The 26,845-nt window shown below is 64.7% G+C and carries 29 protein-coding genes; 10 read left to right on the top strand and 19 right to left on the bottom strand.

All coding sequences use genetic code 11. The annotated features are described in order from the left end of the window. Nucleotides 1-84: 84 nt before the first annotated feature. The 11 genes from ABD742_RS22820 to ABD742_RS22770 all read right to left on the bottom strand — a co-directional run bounded on the left by ABD742_RS22820 (nucleotide 85) and on the right by ABD742_RS22770 (nucleotide 10,785). Nucleotides 85-771, bottom strand: a complete 687-nt coding sequence (locus tag ABD742_RS22820) for a 3-oxoacid CoA-transferase subunit B (RefSeq protein WP_234752850.1) — start codon at nucleotides 769-771, stop codon at nucleotides 85-87. Nucleotide 772: 1 nt separating this feature from the next. Next, nucleotides 773-1,432: a 3-oxoacid CoA-transferase subunit A gene (locus ABD742_RS22815; RefSeq protein ID WP_234752852.1), complete on the bottom strand. Its 660-nt coding sequence runs from the start codon at nucleotides 1,430-1,432 to the stop codon at nucleotides 773-775. A gap of 4 nt (nucleotides 1,433-1,436) precedes the next feature. After that, nucleotides 1,437-2,681, bottom strand: coding sequence for a thiolase family protein (locus tag ABD742_RS22810; RefSeq protein ID WP_234752854.1), 1,245 nt, complete (start codon nucleotides 2,679-2,681; stop codon nucleotides 1,437-1,439). A gap of 82 nt (nucleotides 2,682-2,763) precedes the next feature. Then, entirely contained in the window at nucleotides 2,764-3,225 is a 462-nt protein-coding gene (pcaC, locus tag ABD742_RS22805; RefSeq protein WP_234752855.1) for a 4-carboxymuconolactone decarboxylase, read from the bottom strand. Then, a complete protein-coding gene (locus tag ABD742_RS22800) occupies nucleotides 3,222-4,037 on the bottom strand; it encodes an alpha/beta fold hydrolase (protein ID WP_234752856.1) in 816 nt (271 codons plus the stop codon). Before ABD742_RS22800 ends, pcaC begins: the two co-directional genes overlap by 4 nt. Then, nucleotides 4,030-5,475: a lyase family protein gene (locus ABD742_RS22795; protein WP_234752857.1), complete on the bottom strand. Its 1,446-nt coding sequence runs from the start codon at nucleotides 5,473-5,475 to the stop codon at nucleotides 4,030-4,032. Before ABD742_RS22795 ends, ABD742_RS22800 begins: the two co-directional genes overlap by 8 nt. Continuing rightward, complete coding sequence (gene pcaG / locus ABD742_RS22790; RefSeq protein ID WP_234752858.1) at nucleotides 5,472-6,038, bottom strand: protocatechuate 3,4-dioxygenase subunit alpha; 567 nt, start codon at nucleotides 6,036-6,038, stop codon at nucleotides 5,472-5,474. Before pcaG ends, ABD742_RS22795 begins: the two co-directional genes overlap by 4 nt. Nucleotides 6,039-6,041: 3 nt before the next feature. Further along, the gene (gene pcaH, locus ABD742_RS22785) at nucleotides 6,042-6,917 is read right to left on the bottom strand and encodes a protocatechuate 3,4-dioxygenase subunit beta (protein WP_234753033.1); all 876 of its coding nucleotides are present in this window, start codon (nucleotides 6,915-6,917) and stop codon (nucleotides 6,042-6,044) included. 54 nt (nucleotides 6,918-6,971) lie between these two features. After that, nucleotides 6,972-8,924: a bifunctional sugar phosphate isomerase/epimerase/4-hydroxyphenylpyruvate dioxygenase family protein gene (locus ABD742_RS22780; protein ID WP_234752859.1), complete on the bottom strand. Its 1,953-nt coding sequence runs from the start codon at nucleotides 8,922-8,924 to the stop codon at nucleotides 6,972-6,974. Beyond that, nucleotides 8,924-9,847 (bottom strand): shikimate dehydrogenase, encoded by a 924-nt coding sequence (locus ABD742_RS22775; protein WP_234752860.1) that lies wholly within the window; start codon nucleotides 9,845-9,847, stop codon nucleotides 8,924-8,926. The genes ABD742_RS22780 and ABD742_RS22775 overlap by 1 nt, the downstream gene beginning before the upstream one ends. Nucleotides 9,848-10,014: 167 nt before the next feature. Next, nucleotides 10,015-10,785 carry an IclR family transcriptional regulator gene (locus ABD742_RS22770; protein ID WP_234752861.1) on the bottom strand — a complete coding sequence of 257 codons (771 nt, stop codon included), beginning with the start codon at nucleotides 10,783-10,785 and terminating at the stop codon, nucleotides 10,015-10,017. A 207-nt stretch (nucleotides 10,786-10,992) separates the two neighbouring features. Here ABD742_RS22770 and ABD742_RS22765 point away from each other — a divergent pair, with 207 nt between their 5' ends. Both ABD742_RS22765 and ABD742_RS22760 read left to right on the top strand, forming a co-directional pair. Then, entirely contained in the window at nucleotides 10,993-12,309 is a 1,317-nt protein-coding gene (locus ABD742_RS22765) for an MFS transporter (RefSeq protein ID WP_234752862.1), read from the top strand. A gap of 176 nt (nucleotides 12,310-12,485) precedes the next feature. Beyond that, nucleotides 12,486-12,722 (top strand): hypothetical protein, encoded by a 237-nt coding sequence (locus ABD742_RS22760; RefSeq protein ID WP_234752864.1) that lies wholly within the window; start codon nucleotides 12,486-12,488, stop codon nucleotides 12,720-12,722. 16 nt (nucleotides 12,723-12,738) lie between these two features. On the opposite strand, the gene ABD742_RS22755 is transcribed toward ABD742_RS22760, so the two are convergent. Genes ABD742_RS22755 through ABD742_RS22745 form a run of 3 tightly spaced genes read right to left on the bottom strand, consistent with a single transcriptional unit; the run spans nucleotide 12,739 to nucleotide 14,456 of the window. Then, the gene (locus ABD742_RS22755; protein ID WP_234752866.1) at nucleotides 12,739-13,026 is read right to left on the bottom strand and encodes a MoaD/ThiS family protein; all 288 of its coding nucleotides are present in this window, start codon (nucleotides 13,024-13,026) and stop codon (nucleotides 12,739-12,741) included. 8 nt (nucleotides 13,027-13,034) lie between these two features. Then, entirely contained in the window at nucleotides 13,035-14,198 is a 1,164-nt protein-coding gene (locus ABD742_RS22750; protein WP_234752868.1) for a WD40/YVTN/BNR-like repeat-containing protein, read from the bottom strand. A 57-nt stretch (nucleotides 14,199-14,255) separates the two neighbouring features. Continuing rightward, nucleotides 14,256-14,456, bottom strand: coding sequence for a hypothetical protein (locus ABD742_RS22745; RefSeq protein WP_059388808.1), 201 nt, complete (start codon nucleotides 14,454-14,456; stop codon nucleotides 14,256-14,258). Nucleotides 14,457-15,117: 661 nt separating this feature from the next. Between ABD742_RS22745 and ABD742_RS22740 the strand changes: the two genes are divergently transcribed. The 4 genes from ABD742_RS22740 (at nucleotide 15,118) to ABD742_RS22725 (ending at nucleotide 19,954) form a co-directional block, all read left to right on the top strand. Further along, a complete protein-coding gene (locus ABD742_RS22740; RefSeq protein WP_234752870.1) occupies nucleotides 15,118-16,602 on the top strand; it encodes a sensor domain-containing phosphodiesterase in 1,485 nt (494 codons plus the stop codon). 73 nt (nucleotides 16,603-16,675) lie between these two features. Then, nucleotides 16,676-17,026: a metal-sensitive transcriptional regulator gene (locus tag ABD742_RS22735; protein WP_234752872.1), complete on the top strand. Its 351-nt coding sequence runs from the start codon at nucleotides 16,676-16,678 to the stop codon at nucleotides 17,024-17,026. A 49-nt stretch (nucleotides 17,027-17,075) separates the two neighbouring features. After that, nucleotides 17,076-17,315, top strand: coding sequence for a heavy-metal-associated domain-containing protein (locus tag ABD742_RS22730; protein ID WP_059388821.1), 240 nt, complete (start codon nucleotides 17,076-17,078; stop codon nucleotides 17,313-17,315). Between the two features lie 35 nt (nucleotides 17,316-17,350). Beyond that, nucleotides 17,351-19,954 (top strand): heavy metal translocating P-type ATPase, encoded by a 2,604-nt coding sequence (locus tag ABD742_RS22725; RefSeq protein WP_234753034.1) that lies wholly within the window; start codon nucleotides 17,351-17,353, stop codon nucleotides 19,952-19,954. A 95-nt stretch (nucleotides 19,955-20,049) separates the two neighbouring features. On the opposite strand, the gene ABD742_RS22720 is transcribed toward ABD742_RS22725, so the two are convergent. Next, entirely contained in the window at nucleotides 20,050-20,322 is a 273-nt protein-coding gene (locus tag ABD742_RS22720; RefSeq protein ID WP_234752874.1) for a DUF2277 domain-containing protein, read from the bottom strand. A 40-nt stretch (nucleotides 20,323-20,362) separates the two neighbouring features. After that, nucleotides 20,363-21,394, bottom strand: a complete 1,032-nt coding sequence (locus tag ABD742_RS22715) for an EamA family transporter (protein ID WP_234752876.1) — start codon at nucleotides 21,392-21,394, stop codon at nucleotides 20,363-20,365. Nucleotides 21,395-21,464: 70 nt separating this feature from the next. On the opposite strand from ABD742_RS22715, the gene ABD742_RS22710 reads away from it, so the two are divergent. After that, nucleotides 21,465-22,013, top strand: coding sequence for a CGNR zinc finger domain-containing protein (locus tag ABD742_RS22710; RefSeq protein WP_234752878.1), 549 nt, complete (start codon nucleotides 21,465-21,467; stop codon nucleotides 22,011-22,013). Between the two features lie 132 nt (nucleotides 22,014-22,145). On the opposite strand, the gene ABD742_RS22705 is transcribed toward ABD742_RS22710, so the two are convergent. From ABD742_RS22705 to ABD742_RS22695, 3 genes are all read right to left on the bottom strand, one after another. Then, complete coding sequence (locus ABD742_RS22705) at nucleotides 22,146-22,496, bottom strand: hypothetical protein (protein ID WP_234752880.1); 351 nt, start codon at nucleotides 22,494-22,496, stop codon at nucleotides 22,146-22,148. 67 nt (nucleotides 22,497-22,563) lie between these two features. Further along, nucleotides 22,564-23,118 carry a DUF308 domain-containing protein gene (locus ABD742_RS22700; protein WP_234752882.1) on the bottom strand — a complete coding sequence of 185 codons (555 nt, stop codon included), beginning with the start codon at nucleotides 23,116-23,118 and terminating at the stop codon, nucleotides 22,564-22,566. 9 nt (nucleotides 23,119-23,127) lie between these two features. Beyond that, nucleotides 23,128-24,471, bottom strand: coding sequence for an MATE family efflux transporter (locus tag ABD742_RS22695; protein ID WP_234752884.1), 1,344 nt, complete (start codon nucleotides 24,469-24,471; stop codon nucleotides 23,128-23,130). A 40-nt stretch (nucleotides 24,472-24,511) separates the two neighbouring features. Here ABD742_RS22695 and ABD742_RS22690 point away from each other — a divergent pair, with 40 nt between their 5' ends. The 3 genes from ABD742_RS22690 (at nucleotide 24,512) to ABD742_RS22680 (ending at nucleotide 26,830) form a co-directional block, all read left to right on the top strand. Continuing rightward, nucleotides 24,512-25,081 carry an antibiotic biosynthesis monooxygenase gene (locus tag ABD742_RS22690; RefSeq protein ID WP_234752886.1) on the top strand — a complete coding sequence of 190 codons (570 nt, stop codon included), beginning with the start codon at nucleotides 24,512-24,514 and terminating at the stop codon, nucleotides 25,079-25,081. A gap of 154 nt (nucleotides 25,082-25,235) precedes the next feature. Next, nucleotides 25,236-25,670: a DoxX family protein gene (locus ABD742_RS22685; protein WP_234752888.1), complete on the top strand. Its 435-nt coding sequence runs from the start codon at nucleotides 25,236-25,238 to the stop codon at nucleotides 25,668-25,670. 191 nt (nucleotides 25,671-25,861) lie between these two features. Then, the gene (locus ABD742_RS22680; protein ID WP_234752889.1) at nucleotides 25,862-26,830 is read left to right on the top strand and encodes an acyl-CoA thioesterase; all 969 of its coding nucleotides are present in this window, start codon (nucleotides 25,862-25,864) and stop codon (nucleotides 26,828-26,830) included. Nucleotides 26,831-26,845: the final 15 nt, after the last annotated feature.

Genomic DNA, 26,845 nt, shown 5'->3' with positions numbered 1-26,845 from the left:
TTATTGGCGCGAACTGGCAACACGTGCCCCTTGGATTGCTTCCAAAGGGCATTTGCTGCCAGTTCGCGCTCGACTTTAGGCGCGCTAGACGCCGACGACGGCGCCGGCCGCCTTCTCGTCGAACGGCACCAGCGGGACCGGCACCATGGCTTGGAGCTCTTCGAAGGTGCAGCCGAACGTCTCACGCACGGTCACGCCGTCGGGCCCTATCAGGAAGACCGCTTTGTCCGTGTACACGCGGGTCACGCAGCCCACGCCCGTAAGCGGGTAGCTGCAGTGCTCCACGAGTTTGGACCCGCCCTCGCGGGTCAGGAGCGTCATCATGACGAACACGTCCTTCGCGCCCGTGGCCAGGTCCATCGCACCGCCGACGGCCGGGATGGCGTCCGGTGCTCCGGTGTGCCAATTGGCGAGGTCGCCCTTGGCGGACACCTGGAAAGCGCCGAGCACACAGATATCCAAATGGCCGCCGCGCATGATCGCGAAGGAATCGGCATGGTGGAAATACGAAGCGCCGGGGAGCTCGGTGACGGGGATCTTGCCGGCGTTGATGAGGTCGCCGTCGATCTCGTCCCCCTTGGCCTCAGGGCCCATCCCGAGCATCCCGTTCTCCGTGTGGAGAGTGATGTTCTGCTCTTCTGTGAGGTAGTTGGAGACGAGCGTAGGCTGACCTATGCCGAGGTTCACGAACGAGCCCGGAGCGATGTCCCGCGCCACGAGCCGCGCCAAATCGTCACGGCCCAAGGGTGTTGTTGAGGTTTGGTTGCTCATGTCAGGCCACCTTCACGATGCTGTTGACGTAGATTCCGGGGGTCACCACGTTCTCCGGGTCCAGGGCACCGGTCGGAACGATCTCGGACACCTGGACGATGGTGTGCTTCGCCGCTGCGGCCATGATGGGGCCGAAATTCCGGGCGGTTTTCCGGTACACGAGGTTGCCCTTCCCGTCTGCCTTGAGCGCCTTGATGAGTGCGACGTCGGCGTGGATGGGCGTCTCGAACACTTGCCATTTTCCGTCGAGGAAGCGCGTGTGCTTCCCTTCGGCGAGCATGGTGCCGTAGCCGGTGGGCGTGAAGAACCCGCCAATCCCTGCGCCCGCCGCCCGGATGCGCTCGGCCAGGTTGCCTTGCGGCACGAGTTCCAGTTCGATTTCCCCGGCCTTGTACTTGGCGTCGAAGTGCCAGGAATCGGACTGGCGCGGGAAGGAGCAGATCATTTTGCGGACCCGTCCTTCCTTGATGAGCAGTGCAAGGCCCTGGTCCCCCTGGCCCGCGTTGTTGTTCACCACGGTGAGGTCGGTGGCGCCGGAATCGAGCAGCGCGTCGATGAGTTCGAACGGCTGGCCCGCGTTTCCGAAGCCTCCGATCATGACGGTGGAGCCGTCCTTGATGCCGGCGACTGCTTCGCCGACCGTGTCAATGAATTTCAGCATTGCCCTAGCCCTTCACCGATTGTGCCGTAACTCCGGCACTGACGTTCTCAAGCACGACGGCCAGGCCCTGCCCGACACCGATGCAGATCGCCGCGACACCCCAACGCTCACCGGAAGCCTGAAGGCTGCGGGCCAAGGTCCCCAGGATCCGGGTGCCGGAGGCGCCCAGCGGGTGGCCCATCGCGATCGCGCCGCCGTGCCGGTTCACGATGGACGGGTCGATCCCCCACGCATCGATGCAGGCCAGGGACTGCGCGGCGAACGCTTCGTTAAGTTCGACGGTGCCCACCTGGTCCCAGCCGATGCCCGCCTTCGCGAGCGCCTTCTTGGCGGCCTCCACCGGGGCGTAGCCGAAGAACTGGGGATCGTTTCCGTGGGCCCCACGGCCGGCGATGCGGGCGAGCGGCTCCAGCCCGAGCAGCCCCGCGGCGCTTTCGCTGCCGATCCAGGCCGCGGAGGCGCCGTCGGACAGCGGAGAAGCGTTTCCCGCCGTGACCGTGCCGCCTGTTGTCTTACCTGCGGCAGCGTCGCTGGATTCCGGACGGAACACCGTCTTGAGCCCGCCGAGCTTCTCCGCCGTCGAACCCGCCCGGATGCCTTCGTCGCGGACCAACTCCGTGCCCGGAACCTGGGTGACCAACTGGTCGTAGAAGCCTTCGTCCCACGCCGCGGCGGCAAGGTTGTGCGAGGCCGCTGCGAACTCGTCCTGCCGCTCCCGGGTGATTCCGTACTTCTCGCGCAGGCGCTCCGTGGCCTCGCCGAGGGAAATGGTCCAGTCCTTGGGCATCGCCGGGTTCACCAGGCGCCAGCCCAGGGTAGTGGAGGCCAGGGTCATGTCGCCGGCCGGGTACGGCTTGGAGGTCTTGGGCAGCACCCAGGGTGCACGGGACATGGACTCGGCGCCGCCCACCAACATGAGCTCGGCGTCGCCGGCGTTGATCTGGCGGGAGGCGATGATCGCGGCGTCCAAGGAAGAGCCGCACAAGCGGTTGACCGTGGTGCCCGGGATCGACGTCGGGAGTCCGGCCAGGAGGGTGGCCATGCGGGCGATATTGCGGTTCTCCTCGCCGGCGCCGTTGGCGTTGCCGAACACCACCTCGTCGATCCGCTCGACGTCCAAATCCGGCGCGCGCTTCACGGCCTCGCGCACCACGTGGGCCGCGAGGTCATCCGGCCGCACCCCGGCAAGGCCGGAACCGAACTTTCCAAAAGGTGTGCGCACGGCGTCGTACACATACGCCTGGTTCATGGGGTCTCCTCTAAGTGTCAGTAGTCCCAACTAGCTCGCAGTTAATGTCGTTATGAGGGCTCAAAACGACATCTAATGCGAGTCAGTTGGGTGGGGTGGGGCTCGCGGGTTCGGGGGATTCGGAGGTCTCGTCGAGTTCCGCGAAAACGCCTTGCGCGGTCTTGAATGCGGTGTTGGCGGAGGGAACTCCGCAATAGATGGCGGTCTGCAGCAGGATTTCCTTGATTTCGACCCTGCTCAGCCCGTTCGTGATGGCCGCGCGGATGTGCATGGCCAGTTCTTCCCAATGCCCGTGCGCCACCATCGCGGTGATGGTGACGGCCGAGCGCATCTGCCGCGTCAGGCCCGGGCGGGTCCAAATGCCGCCCCAGGCGATGCGGGTGATCATGTCCTGGAAGTCCTCGGTGAATTCGTCCTTCTTGGCGTTGGCGCGGTCCACGTGCGCGTCGCCGAGCACTTCACGGCGGACCACCATGCCGGCGTCGTAGATTTCCTGCGAGGTGGCGTCGCGCTGAACGGCGCCGCGCGAAGAATCAGTGCTCATTTTCCGGCCTCCGTCATGAACGTCCGCATGAGGTCCGCGACGACGGCGGGCGCCTCCGCGGGCGCAAGGTGCCCGACGCCGTCGAGCGCAATAGCGACAGCAGTGCCGCCGGCTCTGTTGAATCCGGCGTTGATGCCGTCCGCAATTTCTTCAGCGAACGACGGCGGCGCAACAGTGTCCTCGACGCCGGCCAGCGCCTGCGTGGGGACGGTGATGCTGCCGAGCTCGGAGCGGACGTCGAATCCGGCAAGCGCCTCGCAGCAGAAGGCGTAGCTGAAGCGGTCGGCGTCCCGCAGTGTGTTCAGGAGACGGCTGCTGACCACGGGCTGGCGATCCATGAAACCCGGAGCGAACCAGCGCAGCGCGGAACCCTGGATCATCACCGCGGTGCCTTGCGCACGAACGGTTTCGGCGCGTTCCAGCCATCCCTCCGGCGTACCGAGTTTCGCTCCGGTGCACTGCACGGACAAGGTTTTGAGCCGCTCTGCGTGTTTGATGCCGAGCTGCAGGCCGGTGGCGCCGCCAAGGGAATCCCCGGCGTAGTGGAACACAGCGCCGGGCGCGATCGAGTCCACGAGGTCCACCACAGCGTCGGCGAGCTCGGCGACGCTGAACGTTTCGGAGGCCACGGGTGAGACTCCATGGCCGGGAAGGTCCCAGCCGATGACGTCGAACTCACCGCCGAGCAGGGCTGCCGTCTCGCTCCACAGCACCGTGGACGTTCCGAGCGAGGGCCCCACCACCAGGAGCGGCTTCTCCCCGAGGGTGCGCTGCGGGGACAGCAACACCGCCTTGACGATGGGCTTAGCCACGATCGGCTCCCTTCGGATTGGTGTGTGTGAATTCGGGGTACGCGGCGAGGATGCGACGGCCGATCTCGGCGGCCTCTCCGACGTAGTTCGCAGGGTCCAAAAGTGCCTTCAGTTCCTCGTCGGACAGCTTGCTGGCCGGCACGGCTTCGCGGAGGAGCTTGGTGTAGATGCGGGCCTGCTCCACCACCGGAGCTTGCAGGGTCTCGTCGACGACGGCTTGCAGTCGCGCCTTTGCGTCGCTCCTGTCCGCGCCGAGGAGCGGAGCAACGGAGGATGCAACAGCTTCGCTGAGCAGCAATGGCCCGGAGATGTCCAGGTTGCGGCGCATCGCCTCGGGAAAGATGCGGAGCCCTTCGGCAAGTTCGCGCAAGTGGGTGGCGGCGCCAAGTGCGAGCCGGAGTAAGCCCCGCAAGGCCTGCCATTCGCTGTGCCAGGCACCGTCCGGGCGTTCGTCGTTGAAGTTCGCTGCCGCAAGGTGCAACTGCGCTGCCAGCCCGGGAGCCTGGAGAGCTGCGCTGCGGATCAGCACGGACAACACCGGGTTCTGCTTTTGCGGCATGGCAGAGGAAACGCCCCGACCCGCGGCAAGGGGCTCGCCCAGCTCGGCAACCTCGGGGCGGCTGAGGAACAGCAGGTCCGAGGCGATCTTGCCGAAGGAGTCCGTGAGGGAAGCCACGGCGTCGCCGAGTCCAGTGACAGCCAGGCGGTTCGTGTGCCACGGCGCGGGAGCGGGAGCCAGTCCCAGCTTCCCGGCCAAGGCATCGGCAAGCGCAAAGGGGCTCGACGACGAGCCTTCCGTGAGTAAAGTACCGGCCGCCAGGGTGCCGCCGGCCCCGCCGAACTGCACGGGCAACTCCAGGGATTCAAGGCGACGGGCCGCGGCGGCCACTCCATGGAACCACTGCGCCGCCCTGAGTCCGAAGGTGAACGGAAGCGCATGCTGCGTCAGACTCCTGCCCACGCACAGCGTGTCCGCATGCTGTGCCGCAAGGGCGGCGAGCGCCGTCGTCGTGCCTTGTACTTCGGCGAGAAGCGCGGAAACCACGCGGTGCGCGAGCAGCATCAGGGCCGAATCCAGGACGTCTTGGCTGGTCAGGGAGGTGTGCACAGCGGCAAGCGCGCCGATGGACCCGCCGGGATGCCCGGCGTCGAGCTGCCTGACCCTGCCCCGGAGATCGGCCAGCAGCGGAATGACCGGGTTCGCGCCGCCTTGTGCGCGTTCGGCGATGGAAGCGGCGTCGTAGGCCCAGGATTCCGCGGCCTCGGTGACGACGGCGGCGGAACCGGCGGGCGCGAAGCCCGCCTCTTCGAGCACGGATGCCCAGGCGGTCTCGACGTCGAGGATGGCCGCGATCACCGCACGGTCACCCGTCAGCGCCACCACGGCGGGCGATGCCGAAACCGGGCTGAGCAGCCCGAAATCGCCGTCGCCACTCACTGGGAGGCGCCTTCGAAATCGAGAAAGACAGTCTCGTTCCCGCCTTGCAGGCGCAGGTCCCAGGTGAGTCCGCCATCCGCGTCGCGGCGTGCGATCAGGGTGCTCCGGCGCTCGGGATCGAGGGAGCTGAGCAGCGGATCCGCCGCGAGCGCTTCCTCGTTTTCCGGCAAGTAGATGCGGGTGAACAGGCGGTTCATGAGGCCACGGGCGAAGACGGCAACCGAGATAAACGGAGCCGCTCCCGCTTCCGTGGGTCCGGGGTTGACCGTGGTGAAGGAGAAGACGCCGGAGTTGCCTACCGCGGCGCGGCCCCAGCCGGTGAACGTGTAGCCATCGCGGACCAGGGAACCGGTTCGCTGGACCACCTTGCCTTCGGCGTCGGGCTGCCAGATCTCCAGGATGGCGTCCGGGATGGCGTCTCCGGCGCCGTCGTACACGGTGCCTTGCAGGCGGATGCTTCCGGCGCTGCCCGGAGCGAGGAGCTCGTTGTCCTTATTAAAGGGGAGGGCATAGCCGTAGAACGGGCCAACAGTCTGGCCGGGTGTGGGTGTCAGCTTGCTCATGGTCTACTCCTCATCCCCGGCGTCGCCAAAGGCTTCGTTTTCGGTCCAGGTCCGCTTCGACCCGCTCAGGACAATGTCCCAGTTGTAGCCGAGGGCCCACTCGGGGCTCGTCAGCTCGTGGTCGTACTTGGCGACGAGGCGGTCGCGGGCGTCCTGGTCCACGATCGATTGGTAAATGGGGTCCAGGGGGAACAACTGGTCACCCGGGAAGTACATCTGGGTGACGATGCGCTGCGTGAAATCCGTGCCGAACATCGAGAAGTGGATGTGCGCCGGCCGCCAGGCGTTGAGGTGGTTCTTCCACGGGTAGGCGCCGGGCTTGATGGTGGTGAAGCGGTAGGAGCCGTCCGGTCCGGTGATGCAGCGTCCGACGCCGGTGAAGTTCGGGTCGAGCGGGGCGGGGTGCTGGTCGCGCTTGTGGATGTAGCGGCCGGCGGCGTTGGCCTGCCAGATCTCCACAAGCTGGCCGGCAACCGGGCGGCCGTCGCCGTCGAGCACTTTGCCTTGCACGATGATCCGCTCGCCCTGGGGTTCGCCGTTGTGCTGGATGGTGAGGTCGGATTCCAAGGCGTGCACGTCCTGATGCCCGAACGCCGGCGAGTACAGCTCGATGGTCTCCGGATCGGCGTGGTGCAGGCTCTTGGTGGGGTGGCGCAGGATGCTGCTGCGGTACGGCGCGAAGTCAAGGCGGGGCTGGGTCTCCGGCGCACCACCGTCCTTGAGCGCCCGGGCGTACGCTTCGCCGATGGCCTTGATCTCGGCGCTGAGATCCGCTTGGGTTTCGACGGCGGCGTCCGACGGCGCGTGGGCGGCATGCGGTTCGGCCGCCGGTACGAGCTCGTCGTCGTCTTGGTAGTGCCCGGCATTTGCGTCTAGCAGCACGGCCGGCTCCTTTCGGGTGGTTGCTTTCCTGGTTTCTGCTTGCGTTTCTGTTCAGCGGTGCAGGTTGTGCGCGTGAACCGAGTCGTATTGGACGGCGTGCCGCACGGGGGCGTTGGGGGCGCCGTACCCGTCGTAGTTGCCGCGGCGTTCCACCATTTCGAAGAACACGTTGCCCACCGTGGCGGTGTAGAAGTGAAGGAATTCACCGTTGGCATCCCTGTCGTAGAGAAGGTTCAGTTCCTTGAGGGTGGCCAGGAAGGCAGGATCCAGCGCGAAGCGCGCATCCAGGTCCTCGTAGTAATTCGCCGGAATCTGCAGGAAGTCGAGTCCGCGTGCCTGCGCCGCCCGGGCCGTGGCCACGAGGTCATCCACTGCGAAGGCGATGTGTTCCTGGTAGCTCTTGCGGGCGCCGTTGCCTTGCTGGCCGGGTCCCTGCTGGCCGGGTTCCTGCTGGCCGGGTTCCTGCTGAAGCACGGGAGCGAGGTTCAGGACCAGGCGCACGGCTCGGTCCGACGTCACCATGACCTGCGAGCGCACCAGGCCGCTGGGGCTCGCCACTTCGGCGAACGGCTGAGGTTCCAGTGCGAGGGCACTCGTGTAGAAGAGGACTGCTTCGTCGAAGTGCTGCCAGGGCTGGGCGAGGTTCACGTGGTCGATCACCGCTTGCGCTCCCGCCGAAGGGTGCTCGAGGCCTTCGCCGAACTCATGCGTCCATGCCGCCGTCCCGTCCGGGCTGCCTTGGCACAGGAAGATCTCGGTGGAGTCCGGGGCGGCGATGCCTTGGAACACTTCCTCGTCCGCCTGGACTTTGCGTGGCACCACGGGGGCCTTGAGTTGCTGGGCCCGGGCCGAGGCAATCACGGGAGAGTCGACGTCGAACCCCAGCGCCGCGATGGCGGGTTCACTGTGCGAGGGCGCCTGTTCGTTGATGATGACGCGCGCCTGCCCCATGGACCACAACTGCACGTCCTTGGTCCGGTGCCGGCCGTCGAATTCGAAGCCGAGCTGGCCCAAAAGCGTTTCGAGTTGCGCGGGCTCATCGGTTTTGACCTCGGCGAAGTTGAAGCCTGCCGGTTCGGCCACCTTGGGCAGCGTGGCCAGTTCCATGGGATAACGACGGCGGCCGGCAGCGTTGGCGGGCGAGTCACCGCTGGCGGCTCCCGCCGCGAGGGACGCCGCGTTCGCATCGAGCCACTTGGCGCTTTGTTCCTCAAGCCAGATCAGCGAGCGCATCGCGTCGACGGCGGTGCGCTCCACATCGGATTGGCGGAAGACGTCGTTGAAGACCTCCAGCGAGACCGGGCCGGAGTAGCCCGCGCGGGCCACGTGGCCCATGAACTTGGCCAGTTCGAACTGTCCTTCGCCCGGGAAGACGCGGTAATGGCGGCTCCAGGACAACACATCCATGGAGAGCTTCGGGGCGTCGGCCACCTGGACGAAGAAGATCTTCTCGGGCTTGATGGCCTCGATGGGCGCGGTATCCCAGTCACGGGAAAGGATGTGGAAGGAGTCCAGGCACGTGCCCAGGTTGGGGTGGTCCACCGTGTCCACCAAGCGGTGCGCGTGCTCGTAATCGTTGACGTATTTGCCCCAGGCCAGGGCCTCGTACGCTACTTTGACGCCGTGGTCCCCGGCCAATTCCGCCAGTCGGGAGAGCTGCTCGGCCCGGAGGTCGTCGTCGTCGATCGTGGCGGTTCCCACATTGGTGCACACCAGGATGGTGTCCATGCCGAGGCGGGACATGAGCTTGAACTTGGCATCCGCCCGGCGCAGGTTTTCCTGCAGGATGTCTTCGGAGACGCTGTCGAAGTCGCGGAACGGCTGGTAGAGGTCCAGGCCGAGTCCAAGGTCCGCGGCCATCTTCCGCACATCCTCCGGGCTGAGCGGCGAGGTGACGAGATCCTGTTCGAAGATCTCGATGCCGTCGAAGCCGGCGATGGCACAGGCCTGCATCTTTTCCTTGAGCGTGCCGGAGAGGCAGACCGTGGCGATTCCCGTGCGCATCAGTGCCCCGCTCCGGCGAGTGCCTTGTCGGACTTCGACCCTTCAGCTGTGGACTCTTCGGCGCTCACCAGCTCCAGGAAATGTGCCCGCATCCGTTCCGGATCGGCGTCGCGGCCGGTGAAAATGCGGAAAGCGTCTGCGGCTTGGCCCACGGCCATGCGTCCGCCGTCGAGCACGCGGCAGCCCTTGGCGCGGGCCTCGAGCACCAACTGGGTCTCGATCGGCCGGTAGACGATGTCAGCCACCCAGTGCCTGGGTTCCACAAGGGACATGTCCAGTGGGAGGCCTGGATGAGCGGCCATGCCCACCGGGGTGCAGTGCACCAAACCGTCGGCCAGCGGCATGAGTTGCGGCAGCTCCGCCGTCGTACGCGCCGTGACGGTGCTGCCCGGGAACAGGGCGGCGAGTTCCGCCGCCCGTTCGGCGCAGCGCGCGGGGTCGACGTCCACCAGGTCCAGTGTCCTGACCCCCGCAGACAGGAGTGCATAGGCGACGGCGGAGCCGGCACCGCCGGCTCCGAGCTGGACGACGCGGTCCAGACCGGCGTCGGGAAGCCCGCTGGCCAAAGCGGAACCGAAACCGGAGAAGTCTGTGTTGTGGCCGATGAAGCGGCCTTCCTTGATCAGCACGGTGTTCACAGCGGCGAGCCGCCTTGCGTCCTCGGACACCTCGTCCAGGAACGGCAGCACCAGTTGCTTGCACGGATGCGTGATGTTGAGGCCGTTGTAGCCAAGCCGGGAAGCTGCGGTCAGCAAATCGCCGACGGCGGAGCCGGGCAGGGAGAGCTCCAGCAGGTCGATGGGCCGGTACAGGTAGCGCAGCCCCTGGACGTCGGCCTCCTTCTCATGCATGGGCGGCGTCAGCGAGGGCGATACGCCTTCACCGATAAGGCCCACCAGGAAGGATTCGGCTCGGTTGCTCATGCTCATTGCTCCTTTGACAACTGCACCCGCGGATGGGCTCTCTCTGGATCCTCTTGAGTCATCCAGAGTCTGCTGCTCCGCCGGGCGGTATGAATCAGACTACACAAAATGTTCATATATTGCACTAGTGTTCTTATCGCGAACAAAAGTGCCAGCCGCTAACGCCTTTAGCGCTGCGGCAGGCGGTCGGCAAGCTCGGATGCCGCGCTTTTCAGCAAGGGGACCACCGCCACCAGCTGCTCCACGCTCATCCGGAAAACAGGGACCGCGGTGGCAAGGGATGCGAAGGCAACGCCCTGGGAATTGAGGACAGGGACAGCGACGGCGCGCATGCCCACCTCGTTTTCCTCGTCCATGATCGCGTAGCCCTGGCGCCGGATCTTCTCGATTTCCAGGCGGAAGGCGTCGCGGTCGGTAATGGAGAACTCGGTGAGCGGCTCCAACTCAAGCTCTTCCACCAACTGCTGCCGCTCGTCGTCGTCCGCGAAGGCAACAAGCACCTTGCCCACCGCAGTGGTGTGCAGCATTCCAAGATGCCCCGGATCGCTCGTGACCCGGAACATTTGGGGACCGTCCACCTTGTTGACCGTGAGGTGGTGGTGGCCATCCCTGACCGAAAGGATGGTGGCTTCGCCGGTCCCCTCCGTCACGCGTTGCAGGATGGGCCGCGCGGTGCCGGCGAAGCCGTGGTGGTTTGATACCCGTTGACCGAGCTGGAAGACACGAAGTCCCAGGTGGTAGCGGCGGCCATCGGCCTCGTAGTCAACGAATCCGTCGCGGGTCAGGGATCCGAGCAGCCGGTAAGTAGTGCTGAACGGCAGCTCCGCCTGACGGGCGAGCTCCGAAGCACTGGCCCCCTTCGGCTCATTGCCCAGCAATACGAGGAGGCCGAGGGCCTTGCCGATCATGTCGGTTTTTGTGTCTTCCTTCACATCCATAACTAAAGATTGCCACATCGTGAGAGCTATATCTAGATGGTGAGTAAATATCTTGACAAGTGACTGCGCTCACAGTCATCATTGCTATATCGCACAAGTAGCTCTCACAATGTGGCTACAGTGTGAGGCCGCTGCCGGACCCACATCGACGTTCCAGGTACGCAAATTTCAGCCAGATGCGACATCGCCGTCACACAAAGGAACACCATGAGTCACACGATCCCGTCTACGACGCCGGGCACCGCAACTGCGGGAACGCCGAAGAAGGCCGCCCTCGCCAGCTTCCTCGGCAGCGCCGTCGAATACTACGACTTCTTCATTTTCGGTTCGGCCGCGGCCCTGATTTTCCCGCACGTGTTCTTCCCCAGCGCCGACGCCAACGCAGCCATCATGTCCTTCGCGACATTCGGCTTCGCCTACGTGGCAAGGCCCGTTGGAGCCATCATTCTGGGGCACTTCGGTGACCGTATCGGCCGCCAGCGGGTGCTGATGTTTACCCTGGTGCTCATGGGCGGTGCGACGTTCATCATCGGTTGCCTCCCCGATTTCAATTCCATCGGATGGTGGGCTCCGACGCTGCTGGTCTTCGCACGCCTCTGCCAGGGCCTCTCGGCTGCCGGTGAACAAGCCGGCGCTTCGTCCATGACGCTGGAACACGCTCCGGACAACCGCCGCTCCTTCTTTACTTCCTGGACCCTCACGGGAACCCAGGGCGGCCAGATCCTCGCAGCGTTGGTCTTCATCCCCGTGGTCGCCCTCCCCGACGAGATCAAGTACGGCATCGGCTGGCGCATCCCGTTCTGGCTCAGCGCCGTGGTGGTCCTGGTAGCGTTCTTCATCCGTCGCACCCTGCACGAGCCGCCGGCGTTTGCCGAGGCCAAGAAGAACAACCAGATCGCCAAGCTTCCCGTGGCCGACCTCCTCCGGCTGCACTGGGCCGACGTCCTGCGCGTTATCTGCTGCGCCTTCATCTCGGCCGTGAGCACCGTCTTCGGCACCTTGGCCATTGCCTACGCCAAGGACGTGGCCCACGTCAACAGCACGATCACCCTGTGGCTCGTCGTGGCGGCAAACGTCGTCGCGCTCGGCACCCAGCCGGTCTTCGGCCGGATGGCTGACCGGATCGGCCGCAAACCCGTCTTTATCTACGGTGCCGTAGCCAGCGCCATCATGACGCCCGTGTTCCTCTTGACGCTTGAATCCGGAAACGTGCCGCTCATGTTCCTGGTGTCCGTGGTGTACTTCGCCTTCGGATACGCCGCTGCAAACGCAGTGTGGCCCTCCTTCTACGGCGAAATGTTCAGCACTAAAGTCCGTTTCTCCGGCTTGGCCATCGGCACGCAGATCGGCTTCCTCATGGCAGGCTTCGCCCCAACGATCGTCACCGCAATCGGCGGCACCAAGGCCGGCGGCTGGGTCCAGATCAGCATCTTCACCGGCGTCATCTGCGTCATCGCAGCTGTCTCCGCGATGACCGCCCGTGAATCCTTCAAGACCCCGACGGCGGAGCTCGGCCTGAAGTAGGGCCCAACCCCGATTCCCCCTTGGTCCATTGGCCCCACCCACCGGGTGGGGCCAATGGATTTTTTTGCTAACGGAAGTCTTACCCACGGCTAACCCGTACGAAACCACCCTGCAACATTGGCCCGTCACACTGGAATAGCCGGCAAACGCTGGCAGCTCCAGCCAGGGAGGCCACCATGTTGAAGGAAGTATCAACCCACTCCACAAGAATCCGCGCACTTGACCAGTTGCACCGTGGCGACCAGATCGAAGCCCGCCTCTCCGTCGGACCCTCCTACGATGACGTTGTCATCCGCAGGGGCAGCGTCCAGGAAACGGCCCCGGGCATCGGCGTCGTCTGGATCATGGATCAGCTGACGGGCCTTCGCAAGGCCATCAACACCGACGAATGCACAGTCTGGCGAGTGGCCTGACCTGGCCCCGAACCGCTCAGCCGCCAGCCACGGACTGGATGATCAAGACCTCCTGGCCGGCCGCAACTTCAGTATCCAGACCCTTCAGGCGCCGGACCTCTTCGCCGTTCACGTAAATATTCACGTAGCGGCGGAGCGAACCGGTTTCATCCCGGAGCCTCCGGGCCAGCACCGGGTAATTACCGGTCACAGCGTCAAGCAAGCTTTCCACGGTCACAGCTCCGTCGGCGGGCGTAGTCAGGTAGGACTGCCCGCCGGCGAGGGGCTGGAGAACGCTAGGCAAAACCACGGTGATGTCGGGCAAGATCCGTCCTAAGCCGGAAGACCGGATGCTACGGCGGCGGATGATTCGGCGGCCACACCTGTGGAAACAACGCCGGAGACAACGGCAGCCCGGACGCACAAAACATCAGGTAGATGCGAGGCAACTTCAACGAAGGACTCGCCTTCATCGGCGCTGGCGTAGACCGAGCCGCCGCGTGTTCCGAAGTACACCCCGGTAGGTTCAGCAGTGTCCACCGCGGCTGCGTCACGGAGCACGGCGTTGTATTCGTGGTCCGGGAGGCCCACATCCAAGCGCTTCCACGACTCACCGGCGTCGTCCGTGCGGTGCACTGCAAGCCGGCCGTCCGGCGGAATGCGCTCACTATCTGCCTTGATCGGAATCACCCAGGCCGTCCCTTCGCGGCGGGGGTGGGTGAGCATAACGAAGCCGAAATCTGCCGGGAGACCATCCGCGATGGAGATCCAGTTCTCACCGTTGTCATCCGTGCGGTACACGCCGTGGTGGTTCTGCGCATACAAGCGGCCTTCGACGGCGGCATCCGCAGCGATCTTATGCACGCACTGGCCGAACTCCGGGTTGGGATCAGGCATGAAGTAGGCCGAAATCCCCTTGTTGCGGGCCTCCCAGGAGGCTCCGCCGTCGAGAGATCGGTAGACGCCTCCGGTGCTCATGGCGACGTGGACCTTCTCCCCGGAAGGGTTGACCACAATCGAGTGCGCGGCAGCGCCACCATAACCCGCTCCCCATTCGCTGCGGTGCGGGTGGTCCCACAGGCCGCGGTTCAGCTCGAAGTGCTCGCCGCCGTCGGTCGATTTCCAGACGGAGATCGGTTCGCAGCCGGCCCAGACGACCCCGGGCCGGGCGGCGGAGTCCGGGTAGATTTGCCAGATCCGTTCCAGTGCGGCCTCAGTGCCCTCCGGGAATTTGATGGCGCCTTGTTCGGGCTCGGTCCATGTGGCGCCCAGGTCATCCGAGTGGGCCACGGTGGGACCCCAGTGTTCGGAGCGCACGCCCACCATGATCCGGGGGTTGTCCCCGCGCGTATCGATCCCGATGCTGGGGATCTCGCTCATGAGGAAGTGCGGACCGGAGAGGGACCATTCCTTGCGGTCTGTGCTGCGTGCCAGCCACAGTCCTTTTTTGGTCCCGATCGCCAAGACATAACTCTCTGCGGTAGCCATGATCCCCATGCAACCATCCCGGCGCGGGAGCCGCAACGGTTTAATGAACCGGTCTAGGAAACCGTCTCAGTCCACGAACTCGGACTGCGTCTCAATGAAGTCCCAGTCTGCGTCGCTCAACCCGCCAGCCAGCTCCTCAAGGCGCGGGCCGCCGACATCCGCAATGCGTTGCAGAACTTCCAGCGGAAGCTCCGTGGCACGCAGGTTTTCCCGCAGCCATTCCTTGCTCTTGAGGTCTATGTCCAGCCACCACATGAAGATCTCCACGTGGACCACCCCTTCCTGTGCAAGTTAACGCTAGGCCTGCGCATGGTGCTCTACAAGGGGCCGGGGACCCTGATCAAACGCCGGATTTCGCCCTGAATTCGCGGCCGGAAAAAGTAAAGTGAAAGTAGTTATTCAGACTGGTAGCGGAGTGCAGTTGGGGCACGTAAGCTAATTGACAGCAGGAACCCAAAGACCTGCTCCAAAGTCCGCTCCGGAGTGCGTATCCCCCAATAACGCACTCCGGAGCTCTTTGTTTAAGGCAGGACGCGCAACGACCGTCCCGCCCGGGATCGTCTTCGCTCGGATGTCGGATTCTGCTCAATCATTCGAATGGAAAAATTCCGGGGCCGCGGAATCACGGGACCGGCAACTTCGGCGAAGAGAATGATCCAGCAGAATCCGACGGAGTCCAGGGATCGTCGAACCCCCGTCGACCTGGATCTGGCCTCGGACCTCCCCGGTCACCGGGATCCGCGGGGCAGCGTTCCATCACCGGGGCGGCTGGCCCCGCAGCCCAGACACCGGTAGCGCTGCTCACCCACGGCCGTCGTTCCGTTCCGTCTCCCAAGCACCCCAGCCACCCTAAGCTTCCAAAGATAGCTATCCCCGAATTCACTGCCAACACTCGGAAGCAACCCCCTCCCATACACACGTTTGTCCCATGACCCGGGGCAGGCGGCCACGCGCCGTCGTCGTGCTTCCGGATCGACGCACTGGCGGTTACGGCGTAATCCCCGGCTGGGTGGCACTATTGGGTATGCCCTTCATGCGCGTTCCCAGGCTCAAGAGGGCGTCTGCCCGAACGGGACGCGATGCGAACCAGCTAGCATCTGCCTCGACCGGATGGTGGCTCCTGGTTGTCGTATTCATCGAGGCTGCGGTCGCCTTGTCTATCCGCCTGCCACTGGCTTTCGGATTTCCACCCTGGGCCGGCATCGATGGATCAACCGGATTCCCCGCTCTTCTCGCGCTGCTGATGGTGCCGCTGGTGGTGTTGGCGGCGTGGCGCCTCATGCGGCAGCAGCAGCGGGAGCGAAGCCAGGCGTTCCGGACGTCGCGCTTGATGGACACCGTGCTGCATACAAGCTTGGACTGGCTGTGGGCCACGGGGCCCGATGGACGATTTACGTTCTGCAGCCCGGCTTGCAAGGACATCACAGGGTACGAACCTTCCGAACTGCTGGGACGGCACATCACTCGGATCATCGACCCCGGGGATCTGGCGGACGCGCGGGTGGACTGGAAAGCCAGGGAAAGCGGTGACTCCTCGTGGTCACGGGTGGTCACCGTGTGCCGCCACCGGGACGGCAGCCGCGTCTTGATTGATGTAGCCGGAAGGCCAATGCGCGACAGGGAAGGCAGGGACTGCGGTTTCGAGGGCACCTGCCGTGTCTTGAATCCGGAGACAGCACATTCGCATGCAGAAGTCACCGCCCGCGTCCAGGAAGTGCTCTCTGACGGTTCACTCATTACAGCATTCCAGCCGATCCGGCGCCTGGGGACGGGCTGCGTCATTGGAGCGGAAGCCTTGACAAGGTTCAACGGTTTGCAGGGGTCGTCCCCGGAGGTGCGGTTCATGGAAGCCGCCTCGATCGGCCTTGATATAGAGCTTGAACTCCTTGCGCTCCGGACCGCACTGACCACCGCTGCCGGGCTCCCGCCGGAACTGTACATCGCGGCAAATCTCTCACCCCGAGCATGCCTTGACCCCCGGTTGGCAGCTGCGATTGTGGAGTCGGCCATCCCTCCCCGACGCATCGTGCTTGAGGTCACTGAACGCCACGAGGTCGCCAACTACGAACCGCTCGCGGAAGCACTTGCACCGTTGCGGCGTGCCGGAATGAGAATCGCGGTCGACGACGCCGGTGCCGGCTTTGCTTCCATGCGCCACATCCTGCAGCTCAAGCCGGACCTCATCAAGCTCGATCGCGAGATCATCGCCGGCATCGACACAGATCCGGCACAGCGGGCACTGGGAGCTGCGATGGTCGGTTTTTCCTCCGAAATCGGTGCTGCCCTGGTGGCCGAAGGGATCGAGACCGAGGCCGAGCTGGCTGCGGTCACCAAGCTCGGGATGACCGCGGCCCAGGGCTACCTGCTTGGCCGGCCCTCGCTCAGGCCGGAGGACTGGGCGAGCTGGGGGTAGTGTCGGCCGGTCCACGGGGCATACCCCCTGGGGGTACTTGATTTAATACCCCCAGGGGGTATACCTTTGCAGCATGAGCACGATCGATGTGAACCCCACAGATTTGAACCCGGTTGACTTGAACGTTGGCCAACACGGCTACTCTCCCAACAAGGACGCATACTTGCGGCGCCTCAAGCGGATCGAGGGCCAAGTACGCGGTATTGCGCGCATGGTGGAAGAGGACAAATACTGCATCGACATCCTCACGCAAGTCTCGGCAGTCACGAAGGCGCTGCATGCCGTGAGCCTCGGGCTCGTGGAGGAGCACATCGGGCACTGCGTCGTCGGAGCCGCCTCCGAGTCCGATCCCGTCGTGCGCGCTGAGCAAATCGACATCAAGGTCAAGGAGGCTGCCGATGCCATCGGGCGCCTGCTGCGGTAACCCCGCAAGCACTCACCACACGATTCAACTCACCACCAAGGAGCACGCCATGGGCCACACCGCCACCATCCAGACGAACGTCAGCGTTTCCGGCATGACCTGCGGGCACTGCGTTTCAGCAGTCAGCGAGGAAATCGAGTCCTTGGCGGGAGTGGAGAATGTCGAGATCGATCTGAATGCCGGCGGAATCTCCACCGTCACCATCACCTCCACCCAGGAATTGTCGCCGTCCGAAATCGGCGAAGCCGTCGCCGAAGCCGGCTACCTGGTAGTCGCCAACGAGGCCTAGGGGCCAATGTGAGCAATCACGACATCCTTCACCAAATGGGCACGCGCATCATCGAACTCGACATCGAGGGCATGACATGCGCATCATGCGTGGCGCGCTTAGAGCGGAAACTGGGCAAGCTCGACGGCGTGGAGGCTTCAGTCAACCTCCCCCTCGAATCAGCCCAGGTAACAGTCCCGGATAACGTCACGGACCAACAAATCGTGGACACAGTGAACGCAACGGGCTACAAAGCCTGGATCCGCGAATCCAGGCCCGGCCCTACATCCCAGACCCACGAGCACGCCCACGATCGCGAAACCGATATGCTCGGCGCGCTCGCTCCTCCGTCGCTTAGACGCGCGCTGCCGCATACCGGCCCCGCGATCGAGTCCGGCACCGAAGGCAGCCCGGGTGACCACGGCGGACCTGAACATAACCACAGCGATAGCGACCACAACGAGTGGCTCCATGACCACAGTGGCGACGCGGGGGGCATGCGGCAGCGTGCGTCTAAGGGAGGAACGACCGAGCACGCAGAGCATGTGGCCCGTGGCGCCGCGGCAGGCGACCACGCTAACCATGGCGCCGCTGGCGCGCAAGGCGACCACGGCGCGCAAGGCGGCCACGATGCGCGCACCCACGCCGACCACATGCACCACGGACCAGCTGCATCGAAATTGCGTCCAAGACTCATCGCTGCTGCCATACTGACGGTCCCGGTCTTCGCCATCTCGATGATTCCGGCACTGCAATTCCCCCAGTGGGGTTGGGTCGCCGCGTTGCTGGCCCTTCCTGTTGTGACGTGGGCTGCCTGGCCCTTCCACCGGGCCGCCGCCATCAACGCGCGCCATTTCGCCTCGACCATGGACACGCTGGTCTCCATTGGTGTCCTGGCCGCGTACCTCTACTCTGCGTGGCAGCTCTTTGCCAACCCCATGATGACTGAACACCCCGGCATGGAGACCATGGGAGGCGTGAGCGGCGGGCTGTACTTCGAAGTTGCGGCCGTGGTCACCACGTTCCTGCTTCTGGGCCGCTATCTAGAGGCCAACGCCAAAGCGAAGGCCGGCGATGCCCTCAAGGCCCTGCTGAATCTTGGAGCCAAGGACGCAACGGTGCTGCGCGACGGCGTCGAGCACAAGATCCCGGCCGAGCAACTCGTGGCGGGGGACGTCTTCGTGGTTCGACCGGGAGAGAAGATCGCCACTGACGGCCTGGTGACGAGCGGTTCATCTGCTGTGGATGCCTCATTGGTCACCGGTGAATCCGTGCCGGTGGAGGTCGGACCGGGAAACCAGGTCACGGGCGCCACCATCAATACTTCGGGCCGCCTGCTGGTCCGCGCGACACGAGTCGGTTCCGACACTACGCTGGCGCAAATGGGGCGTTTGGTCAGCCAGGCGCAGACGGGCAAAGCCCCGATTGCACGGCTCGCTGATCGCATCAGCGCCGTCTTCGTTCCGGTCGTACTGGTCATCGCCGTCGTTACCTTCGTACTCTGGCTCGCCCTGGGCGGGGACCTCAATGCCTCGTTCACGGCTGCCGTGGCGGTGCTCGTGATTGCCTGCCCGTGTGCGCTTGGGCTCGCGACTCCCGTTGGCCTCTTGACCGGGACCGGTCGGGGCGCGCAGCTCGGCATCCTCATCAAGGGCCCCCAGGTGCTTGAAGATACGCGCACGGTGGACGCCATCCTGCTGGACAAGACCGGAACCGTCACCAGCGGCAAGCTCGCCGTTGGACACACCTTGGCTTTGAACGGCCACTCCCCCGCCGACGTCCTGTCCCTCGCCGGCGCCGTCGAGGCAGCGTCGGAGCACCCCATCGCCCACGCCATTGCCGCTGCCGCCAAGTCCGCAATGCCCGACGCCGGCCCGCTCCCCGCTGTGAAGGACTTCAGTTCCGCCCCGGGCGGCGGAGTCCGGGGGATGGTTGCGCTGAACGGAGCCGGAAACGGAGCTGAGCGAACGGTCGTGGCCGGCAGGACCGGCTGGTTGGAACACAACGGGATCTTCCCTGACGACGCACAACGCCAGGCACTGGCCACTGAGGAAGCTGGTGGCGCTACTGCCATCTGGGTTGCTGTGGACGGGAATCCCGCTGGAATAGTCACGCTAAGGGACACCGTCAAACCCGGTTCGGCCGCAGCCATCGCGAAGCTCAAGGAACTCGGGATTCGCCCTCTGCTGCTGACCGGAGACAACGCCGCCGTCGCCGCCCAGGTGGCCGCCGCCGTCGGGATCGCCCCGGAAGACGTTTTCGCGGGGGTCCTGCCGGAAGGCAAAGTGGACGCGGTGCGGAAGCTTCAGTCCCGGGGCTCCACCGTGGCCATGGCCGGGGACGGGGTCAACGACGCCGCAGCGCTGGCGCAAGCCGACCTTGGCATCGCAATGGGATCGGGCACGGATGTGGCCATCGAGGCCTCGGATCTGACCGTGATGGGCAGCGACCTCGGCCAGCTGGTGCAAGCCATCGAGCTGTCCCGGAAGACGCTCTCCACCATCAAGACAAACTTGTTCTGGGCGTTCTTCTACAACGCCATCGGTATCCCCGTGGCAGCCCTTGGTTTGCTCAACCCGATGATCGCCGGTGCGGCCATGGCTGCGAGCTCGGTCCTGGTGGTCGCGAATTCGCTGCGGTTGCGCTCGTTCGCAAAGTAGTCCCCACCGCCACCCAACTGCCCACCCAACTAGCTAGCAGTTGTTGTCGTTATCCGGCGTGAGAACGGCAACAACTGCCAGTCAGTTTGCGGAGGCTAGGCCGTTCCGAAACGAACGGCCGCCCGGGCCCTGGCCTTGGCCGCCTCCTCGTCGCGGTTGCGCGCTGGCGCATGGGTCACGAGGGAATCGAGCAGATGCTGGGTGATATGCGCGATCTCATGGACAGCCTCGGCGAAGGCCTCCTCGTTTACCTTGGACGGCTTGGTGGTGCCACTGATCTTTCGTACGTATTGCAGGGCTGCGGCTTCCACCTCCGCCGAGGTGGCTCGTGGCTCGAAGTTGTGGAGGGTGTGAATATTCCGGCACATATCAACATGCTAGGCCCCGGCCCCCCATTAAGGGTCGGGTTTAGAGGACCCTCTCGGAAGGAACCGGCTCGACGTCGTTCGCGTGGTCAAGCTCCAGGGCAGCATGGTCTTTACCGGGCTCCAGGGCATCACGCTTGTCGGCGCGCAGCTCGTCGATTCGCACCAAGACCACTCCGCACACGATGAGTGCCCCGCCCACGAGTTGGATGGCTCCGGGCAATTCGGCCAGCAACAGCCAGGCCCACACTACGGCGAACAACACTTCCGTGAGCGAGACAAAGGATGCCACCTTGGAACCGAGGCTTCGTGCTGCCATGATCCCCGTGACGTAGGACAGCACGGTGGACAGGATGACGAGGCCGGCGATCGAGACCCACCACGGCGTGGTCCACGGCCCTAGCTGTGTGTCCGCGGTGGCGAAGGTCATGGACACCAGGCCGGTTCCGCCGGCAATCCAGATGAGGACTGAACCAGCCATGAGACCGCCGGAAGCCAGCACTATGGGCGGCAGCGTCTCGTTCTGTTTGGCTGTGATAAAGAAGTAGATGACCAGGCAGACGGCCGCGGCCATGCCCCACAGGACCCCGACGAAGTCCACCTTCACGGAGCCGGTGAGATCAAGCACCAGGACGAGTCCGCCGAGGGAAAGCAGCGTTCCGATGGCGGTGAGGGCCCGGGGCCGGCGTCGACTCGCGGCCCACAGCCACAGGACGATCATGGTTGGCGCGAGGTATTCGAGCAGGAGCGCGACCCCCACGGACAGCCTTGACACCGCATTGAAGTAGAAAAGCTGGCATGCTGCAACGCCGATCACACCGAATAGCAGGATGGTGAGCCAGTTGTCCTTGAGCTGGTGCCAACGGCCCCGGAGAGCGACGACGGCCGGGATCGCCAAGATAAGTGCAGCACCGCTCAACCGGATGGCAACTGCCGCGCCGGGGGTCCACCCGGTCTCCAGGAGGGACTTGGCGAACGAGCCGGACAAGCCGAAGACCGCTGAGGAAAAGAGCGCGAGCCCCAAGCCCGACGCCATGAAGCCCGCAGCACCAGCCCGGTTTGTTGCAGCTGACACAGCAGCCTCCTGTCAGGAGTAAAATGGGTTACGCTGCTGACACTACTCCCGAGAGATGTAAGGAGTCAAAGTGCTTTTTGCACCTGACACTGAAGTGGCGCTTCGAAGCGTGGTCAATTTGATCAATTCGGCCGCCAACGGCACCGAATCGCTCACGAGTGTCGCCGAGCTCCACGCCTTCCTCGACGCGGAAGAATTCACGGGGACGAGGGAGGGAACCGAGGCCGAATTGACCAGCGTGAAGCGACTGCGGAGCCAGCTGGCTTCCCTGTGGACATCCGACGAGGACGCGGCCGCAAAGGCCGTCAACCAGCTCCTCACCGACGCACGCGCACTCCCCCAATTGGTCAAGCACGATCATTGGGATTGGCACTTGCACGCAACCACCCCTGAAGCGCCCCTTGCGGAACGCATGGGCACCGAAGCTGCCATGGCACTCGTGGACGTCATCCGTAGCAAGGAAATGGATCGCCTGCGGGTGTGCGCGGCGGACGATTGCGACGCCGTCGTGTTGGACCTGAGCCGCAACCGTTCCAAGCTCTATTGCGACACCGGCAACTGTGCCAACCGAACACACGTCGCGGCCTACCGGGCCCGGAAAGCCTCAGGTACGGAGTGAGTCGGGCGAGGGTGTCACGCCGTGCAACTTTTCAGAGCGCACGACGGCGGCCTGCCGCGAGTTTCCGGGGTTGCTGCGGTGGCCAGCCGGCAAAAAGTTGCGTGGCGTGACACGAAAAAAGACTACGACGGCCTAGTCGGCGTCCGGCGTTTCCGTTTCGCTGACCGCATGGGGGGCCGCAGAACCGTGACCCTGGCCCGGCTTCCTGGAGCTCAGGTTGACGCCTGAGCCCTTGCCGAGGTGTTCGGCGTTTTCCTTGTGGCTCATGGAAAGCATCGCAGCGAGGACGAGGCTCACAATGAAGGCGATGCCGGCACCGGTAAAGGCGAGGTCAAAGCGCGGAGTGCGGGCGCTGCCGCCGGAGGCGAAGATCAGCACGGCGAAGAAGATCACGACGCCCCAAAACGCGGAGAACATCAGCGGTCCCTTCACCGAGGTCCGCATCTTGCGCGGCTCTCTTGGTTTCTGGTCAGCCAAGGTCATTCCTCCAATGTGGGTGCTGGCGCCGTGCGCGCCTTGAGAGTTCTACGCAGGGTAGAACGTACGACTACTAGTTTACGGCCTCGGCGGAGGGGGTTCGCCCATCGTGCCGCAGGCTCAGCCCGGACAGCATCCACAAGACTCCCGAGATGATGGCGCCGCCACCGGCAACACCGAGAAGCGCGTGCGCTCCAAGGCCGATGAAGAACGGCAAGGCAACGGCGGTGCCGATGCCCACCACACCGGAAATGATCCAGTCTCGGGCGAGCACGTGCCGTCTGCGCTGCCGGAATCCCTGGACCAGTTCAAACGCCCCGAGCACCAGCAATCCTACGAGCGCGGAAACGGCGGCACCTGTGTCGGACTGCGTAATCAAGGCGCCCACTCCTGCCAGGCCAACGACGGCGGCCGCGGCCGCGGGAACACTCGCAGCCAGGAACGCGGCGCCCGCGGTTGCGAGCAGGTAGAGCCCGGTGGCCCAGGCCAGAACGTGAACGGATGGCGAGCCCCAGAAGACGGTCACGGCTCCAAACACCAGCGCAGCACCGGCGCGGAGAAGTACGGGCTTCCAGAGACCGGCTGCTGTAGGCGTGGATGAAGTCGCTGAAGAGGTGGGGAGAGTCACCAGTCCAGTTTAGTGCGAACCGAGGACCATCCATTTGTCAGAGCGGGCCCGCAGCCCCAGAGTGACCCCGCGCGCCATCATGTACCCCAGCCCGAACGCGACCCAGAGCCACACGAGCCCCGCCGCGCCGTCGGGCCTGGTCAAGTAGACTGCCACCAAAAGCGGCAGATATACCGCGAGGTTCACGACGCCGGCAATCGCCAGGTAGCGGGCATCGCCCGCGCCGATCAGGACCCCGTCAAGAACGAAGATGTAACCCGCGAGCGGCTGCCCGACGGCGAGTACCCACAGTGCCGCTGTGAGCGCGGACTGAACGCCGGCGTCGGAGGTAAAGAGGAAGCCGGCCCACGGAGCGGCCACTGCCAGGAGCACGCCGGTCACCACACCGAAGCCCACGCCCCAGCGGATCATCGTGCGGGTGAGTTCGCGCGCCCTCGCCGGATGGGAAGCTCCGAGTTCCTTGCCGATGAGGGCCTGCGCAGCAATCGCCAAGGCGTCCAGGGCGAAGGCGAGGAAGGAGAAAATGGTCATCGCGAGCTGGTGCGCGGCGAGGTTCACGGACCCTTGGGAAGTAACCACCAGGACCGTGGCCAGGATCGCCAAACGCAGGCTGAGGGTGCGGAGCATGAGCCATGACCCCACGGTGGTCATCGCTCGGATTCCACGCCAGTCCGGGCGCAGCGAAACGCCGTGGCGGCGGGCATTCCGTCCCACCATCACCAGATACACGGCGGCCATGGCCCATTGAGCAATGCTGGTGCCGATTGCTGACCCCGCCACGGACAAGTGCAGCCCGTAGACCAGGACCACGTTGAGGCCAATGTTCACGGCGAACCCCGCCGTTGCGACCACCAAGGGGGTGCGGGTGTCCTGCAGTCCGCGCAAGACGCCGGTGCCAGCGAAGATCAGCAGCATGGCGACGAGTCCCGGCATGGACCAGCGCAGATAGTCGACGGCGTATGCCCGCACCTCGCCGCTGGCTCCAAACAACCCGACCAGCGGCTCAGCAGCGAAGAAGCCAGCCACCGCGAGGACGGTGCCCAGCAGCAAGGCCAGCCAGACGCCGTCGCGCCCTGCGGCCAGCGCTTTGGCGAGCTTCCCGTCCCCGATGGCCCGTGCCACAGCGGGAGTTGTCGAATATGCCAGAAACACCATAAGTCCGACGGCGGTGTACAGCAGGGTGGAGGCCAGTCCCACGCCCGCGAGCTGGGGGACGCCAAGGTGGCCCACAATGGCGGAGTCGGCCAAAAGGAAGAGGGGTTCGGCGATGAGCGCCCCAAAGGCGGGGACAGCCAGGCGCAGGATCTCGCGGGCAGTGGAGGGCGCGGTGGGACGGATCACTGTTTGAGGCACTTTCCCAGCCTAGCGGGGCGCCGGCATGTAGCTTGGTGAGGTGTCACTCGAGCATCCCATCACCGTTTCCGTCGCCCGCACCATCATTCCCGGTTACACCCGCCAAGCCAACGCATGGGCCCACGCGGGCCAGGAACTTGCCCGGGAATGGCCCGGCTATTTGGGCTCAGGGTGGGTGCGCACGGCGGCCGATTCCGATGAATGGCACATGCTTTACCGCTTCGCGGACGCTGAAACCCTGCAGGCTTGGGAGGAATCCGAAGAGCGCCGATGGTGGATCGAAAGCGCCACCGAGCTCATGGAGGTCACACGTGTGGAGCGCCGATCCGGCATCGAAGGATGGTTCTCGCAACCCGGCGACGTGAACCTCGTCGTCCCGGAGACGGTGGTGCCGCCACGATGGAAGCAGGCCGTCAGCATCTTTCTGCCGTTCTTTCCCTTGAGCTTGCTGGCCAATTTCCTGCTGCACCCCCTGGTCCTGGGCTGGCCGCTGGTCTTCCAGGTTCTGTTGAACATCTGCATCCTGACGCCGCTCATGGTCTACATTTTCCTGCCCGTTACCACCCGGCTCCTGAAACCCTGGCTGGAAGCAAAGCGGAAGGGCCAGTAGCCTCAGCCGGGACTGCGGAGGCGGCCTCGCCGCGTCACGTTTGTTTGACACTTCAAGCAAAGTCCGAAAGTCTTGAGTTGAAGCTTCAATGAATTGGGCCTTGCCTCTGGGAGCTTCACAACCGCCAACCGCTACCCGAAAACGGTGCAATTACATGAACCAGTCCACCCTGACCAACACAGCCCTTACCGTCCTGCGCGTCATTGTCGGCTTCATCTTCGCCGCGCATGGCTGGCAGAAATTCACCGAGTTCACCATCGCCGGCACCCAGGCAGCCTTCGGCAAGATGGGCGTACCCGCCGCCGACGTCGTGGCCCCGATCGTGGCAACCATCGAACTTGTCGGAGGCATTGCCCTCATCGCGGGCGTGCTTACCCGGGTCTTCGCCGCCCTCCTTGCACTGGACATGCTCGGCGCCCTGTTCCTGGTCCACGCCCCGGCCGGCCTGTTTGCCGACAAGGGCGGGTACGAACTCGTCCTGGCCCTCGCCGCCGCAGCGGCAGCCGTGGCCCTGACCGGCGCCGGACAGATCTCCATCGATGCCGCAGTCTTCGGGCGGAAGGGTTCCAAGCTGGGCATCCTCGCCTAAGATCGCGTGCGCTTCCCCGCTGGCGACACCCAAGTGCGCTGGCGACACGCAAACGGGCTGTCGACTCCCGAATCCGGGCGTCGACAGCCAGTTTGCGTGACACAGATCGCCCTGGGAGTCGCTGGTCCGCTTCGGCGTCGCCAGCCCGTCATACAGCGCATCAGTATCTACGCCGTCGATACACTCACGTCATGAGCGAGCTCCCCTCCCATTCCGTCACGCTGCGGTTCCTTGCCTCCCCCACCGACGTCGGACACAGCGGGTCCGTCGACGCCGGCACTGTCCTTGAGTGGGTGGACAAGGCCGCCTACGCGGCAGCTGTTGGCTGGGCGAAGTCCTATTGCGTCACGGCATACGTAGGCAACATCCATTTCGCCGACCCCGTGAACAGCGGAGACATGGTCGAGGTCGAAGCGACCATCGTCTACACGGGCCGCTCTTCCATGCACATCCGGACCATCGTGTCCTCCGGCGACCCCAAGGGCGGGCCAGCCACGATGCGCAGCCAGTGCCTGGTGATCTTCGTTGCGGTCGGTCCCGACGGCCGCCCGGTTCCAGTCCCCCAGTTCGAGCCCTCGACGCCGGAGGAAATCGAGCAGCGTCACAACGCCCTCGCGCGGATCGCCGTGCGGGAAAAGATCGTCGAAGCCATGAACGCACAGGAATATACCGACGCCGGCACGGCCGAGCGCGTCGTTCTCCGCTTCATGGCGGCCCCCACTGACGTGAACTGGGGCGGGAAAGTCCACGGCGGAATCGTCATGAAGTGGATCGATGAGGCCGCCTACGTCTGCGCTTCCCGTTATTGCGGCAAGGACACCGTGGCCGTGTTCTCCGGAGGCGTGCGCTTCTACCGCCCGCTCTTGATCGGCGACGTGGTGGAAGTAGAAGCCCGTCTCGTCTACACAGGCCACAAAGGCATGCATATTGCCGTCCACGTCCGCTCCGGCAACCCCAAGAGCCGTGAGATGAACCTGACCACCTACTGCCTCACGGTCATGGTGGCGAGGGACGAAACCGGCACGTCCGTTCCGATCCCGCCCTGGGTGCCGGAAACCGACGAGGATCGACGCCTTCACGCCCACGCCCGCGAACTGCTGGAGATCCGGGGACGGGCTCCCGGAACCCGGATGCCCGATCATTTGCTCAACGGCCGGTAGGCAGTGCGACGATTG

The organism is Arthrobacter ramosus, assembly GCF_039535095.1.
GTDB classification, from domain to species: domain Bacteria; phylum Actinomycetota; class Actinomycetes; order Actinomycetales; family Micrococcaceae; genus Arthrobacter; species Arthrobacter ramosus.
Note: the sequence above shows the minus strand (reverse complement) of the source record. Positions and strands in the feature narration are given on the sequence as shown.

Excerpts from the sequence above, each read along its gene's own strand:
- ABD742_RS22780 (WP_234752859.1), bottom strand. The coding sequence starts at position 8,924 with ATGCGCACGGGAATCGCCACGGTCTGCCTCTCCGGCACGCTCAAGGAA.
- ABD742_RS22775 (WP_234752860.1), bottom strand. The coding sequence starts at position 9,847 with ATGAGCAACCGAGCCGAATCCTTCCTGGTGGGCCTTATCGGTGAAGGC.
- ABD742_RS22750 (WP_234752868.1), bottom strand. The coding sequence starts at position 14,198 with ATGGGGATCATGGCTACCGCAGAGAGTTATGTCTTGGCGATCGGGACC.
- ABD742_RS22740 (WP_234752870.1), top strand. The coding sequence starts at position 15,118 with ATGACCCGGGGCAGGCGGCCACGCGCCGTCGTCGTGCTTCCGGATCGA.
- pcaC (WP_234752855.1), bottom strand. The coding sequence starts at position 3,225 with ATGAGCACTGATTCTTCGCGCGGCGCCGTTCAGCGCGACGCCACCTCG.
- ABD742_RS22725 (WP_234753034.1), top strand. The coding sequence starts at position 17,351 with ATGGGCACGCGCATCATCGAACTCGACATCGAGGGCATGACATGCGCA.
- ABD742_RS22810 (WP_234752854.1), bottom strand. The coding sequence starts at position 2,681 with ATGAACCAGGCGTATGTGTACGACGCCGTGCGCACACCTTTTGGAAAG.
- ABD742_RS22815 (WP_234752852.1), bottom strand. The coding sequence starts at position 1,432 with ATGCTGAAATTCATTGACACGGTCGGCGAAGCAGTCGCCGGCATCAAG.
- ABD742_RS22770 (WP_234752861.1), bottom strand. The coding sequence starts at position 10,785 with ATGGATGTGAAGGAAGACACAAAAACCGACATGATCGGCAAGGCCCTC.
- ABD742_RS22760 (WP_234752864.1), top strand. The coding sequence starts at position 12,486 with ATGTTGAAGGAAGTATCAACCCACTCCACAAGAATCCGCGCACTTGAC.
- ABD742_RS22685 (WP_234752888.1), top strand. The coding sequence starts at position 25,236 with ATGAACCAGTCCACCCTGACCAACACAGCCCTTACCGTCCTGCGCGTC.
- pcaG (WP_234752858.1), bottom strand. The coding sequence starts at position 6,038 with ATGAGCAAGCTGACACCCACACCCGGCCAGACTGTTGGCCCGTTCTAC.
- ABD742_RS22735 (WP_234752872.1), top strand. The coding sequence starts at position 16,676 with ATGAGCACGATCGATGTGAACCCCACAGATTTGAACCCGGTTGACTTG.
- ABD742_RS22820 (WP_234752850.1), bottom strand. The coding sequence starts at position 771 with ATGAGCAACCAAACCTCAACAACACCCTTGGGCCGTGACGATTTGGCG.
- ABD742_RS22680 (WP_234752889.1), top strand. The coding sequence starts at position 25,862 with ATGAGCGAGCTCCCCTCCCATTCCGTCACGCTGCGGTTCCTTGCCTCC.
- ABD742_RS22705 (WP_234752880.1), bottom strand. The coding sequence starts at position 22,496 with ATGACCTTGGCTGACCAGAAACCAAGAGAGCCGCGCAAGATGCGGACC.
- ABD742_RS22730 (WP_059388821.1), top strand. The coding sequence starts at position 17,076 with ATGGGCCACACCGCCACCATCCAGACGAACGTCAGCGTTTCCGGCATG.
- ABD742_RS22720 (WP_234752874.1), bottom strand. The coding sequence starts at position 20,322 with ATGTGCCGGAATATTCACACCCTCCACAACTTCGAGCCACGAGCCACC.
- ABD742_RS22765 (WP_234752862.1), top strand. The coding sequence starts at position 10,993 with ATGAGTCACACGATCCCGTCTACGACGCCGGGCACCGCAACTGCGGGA.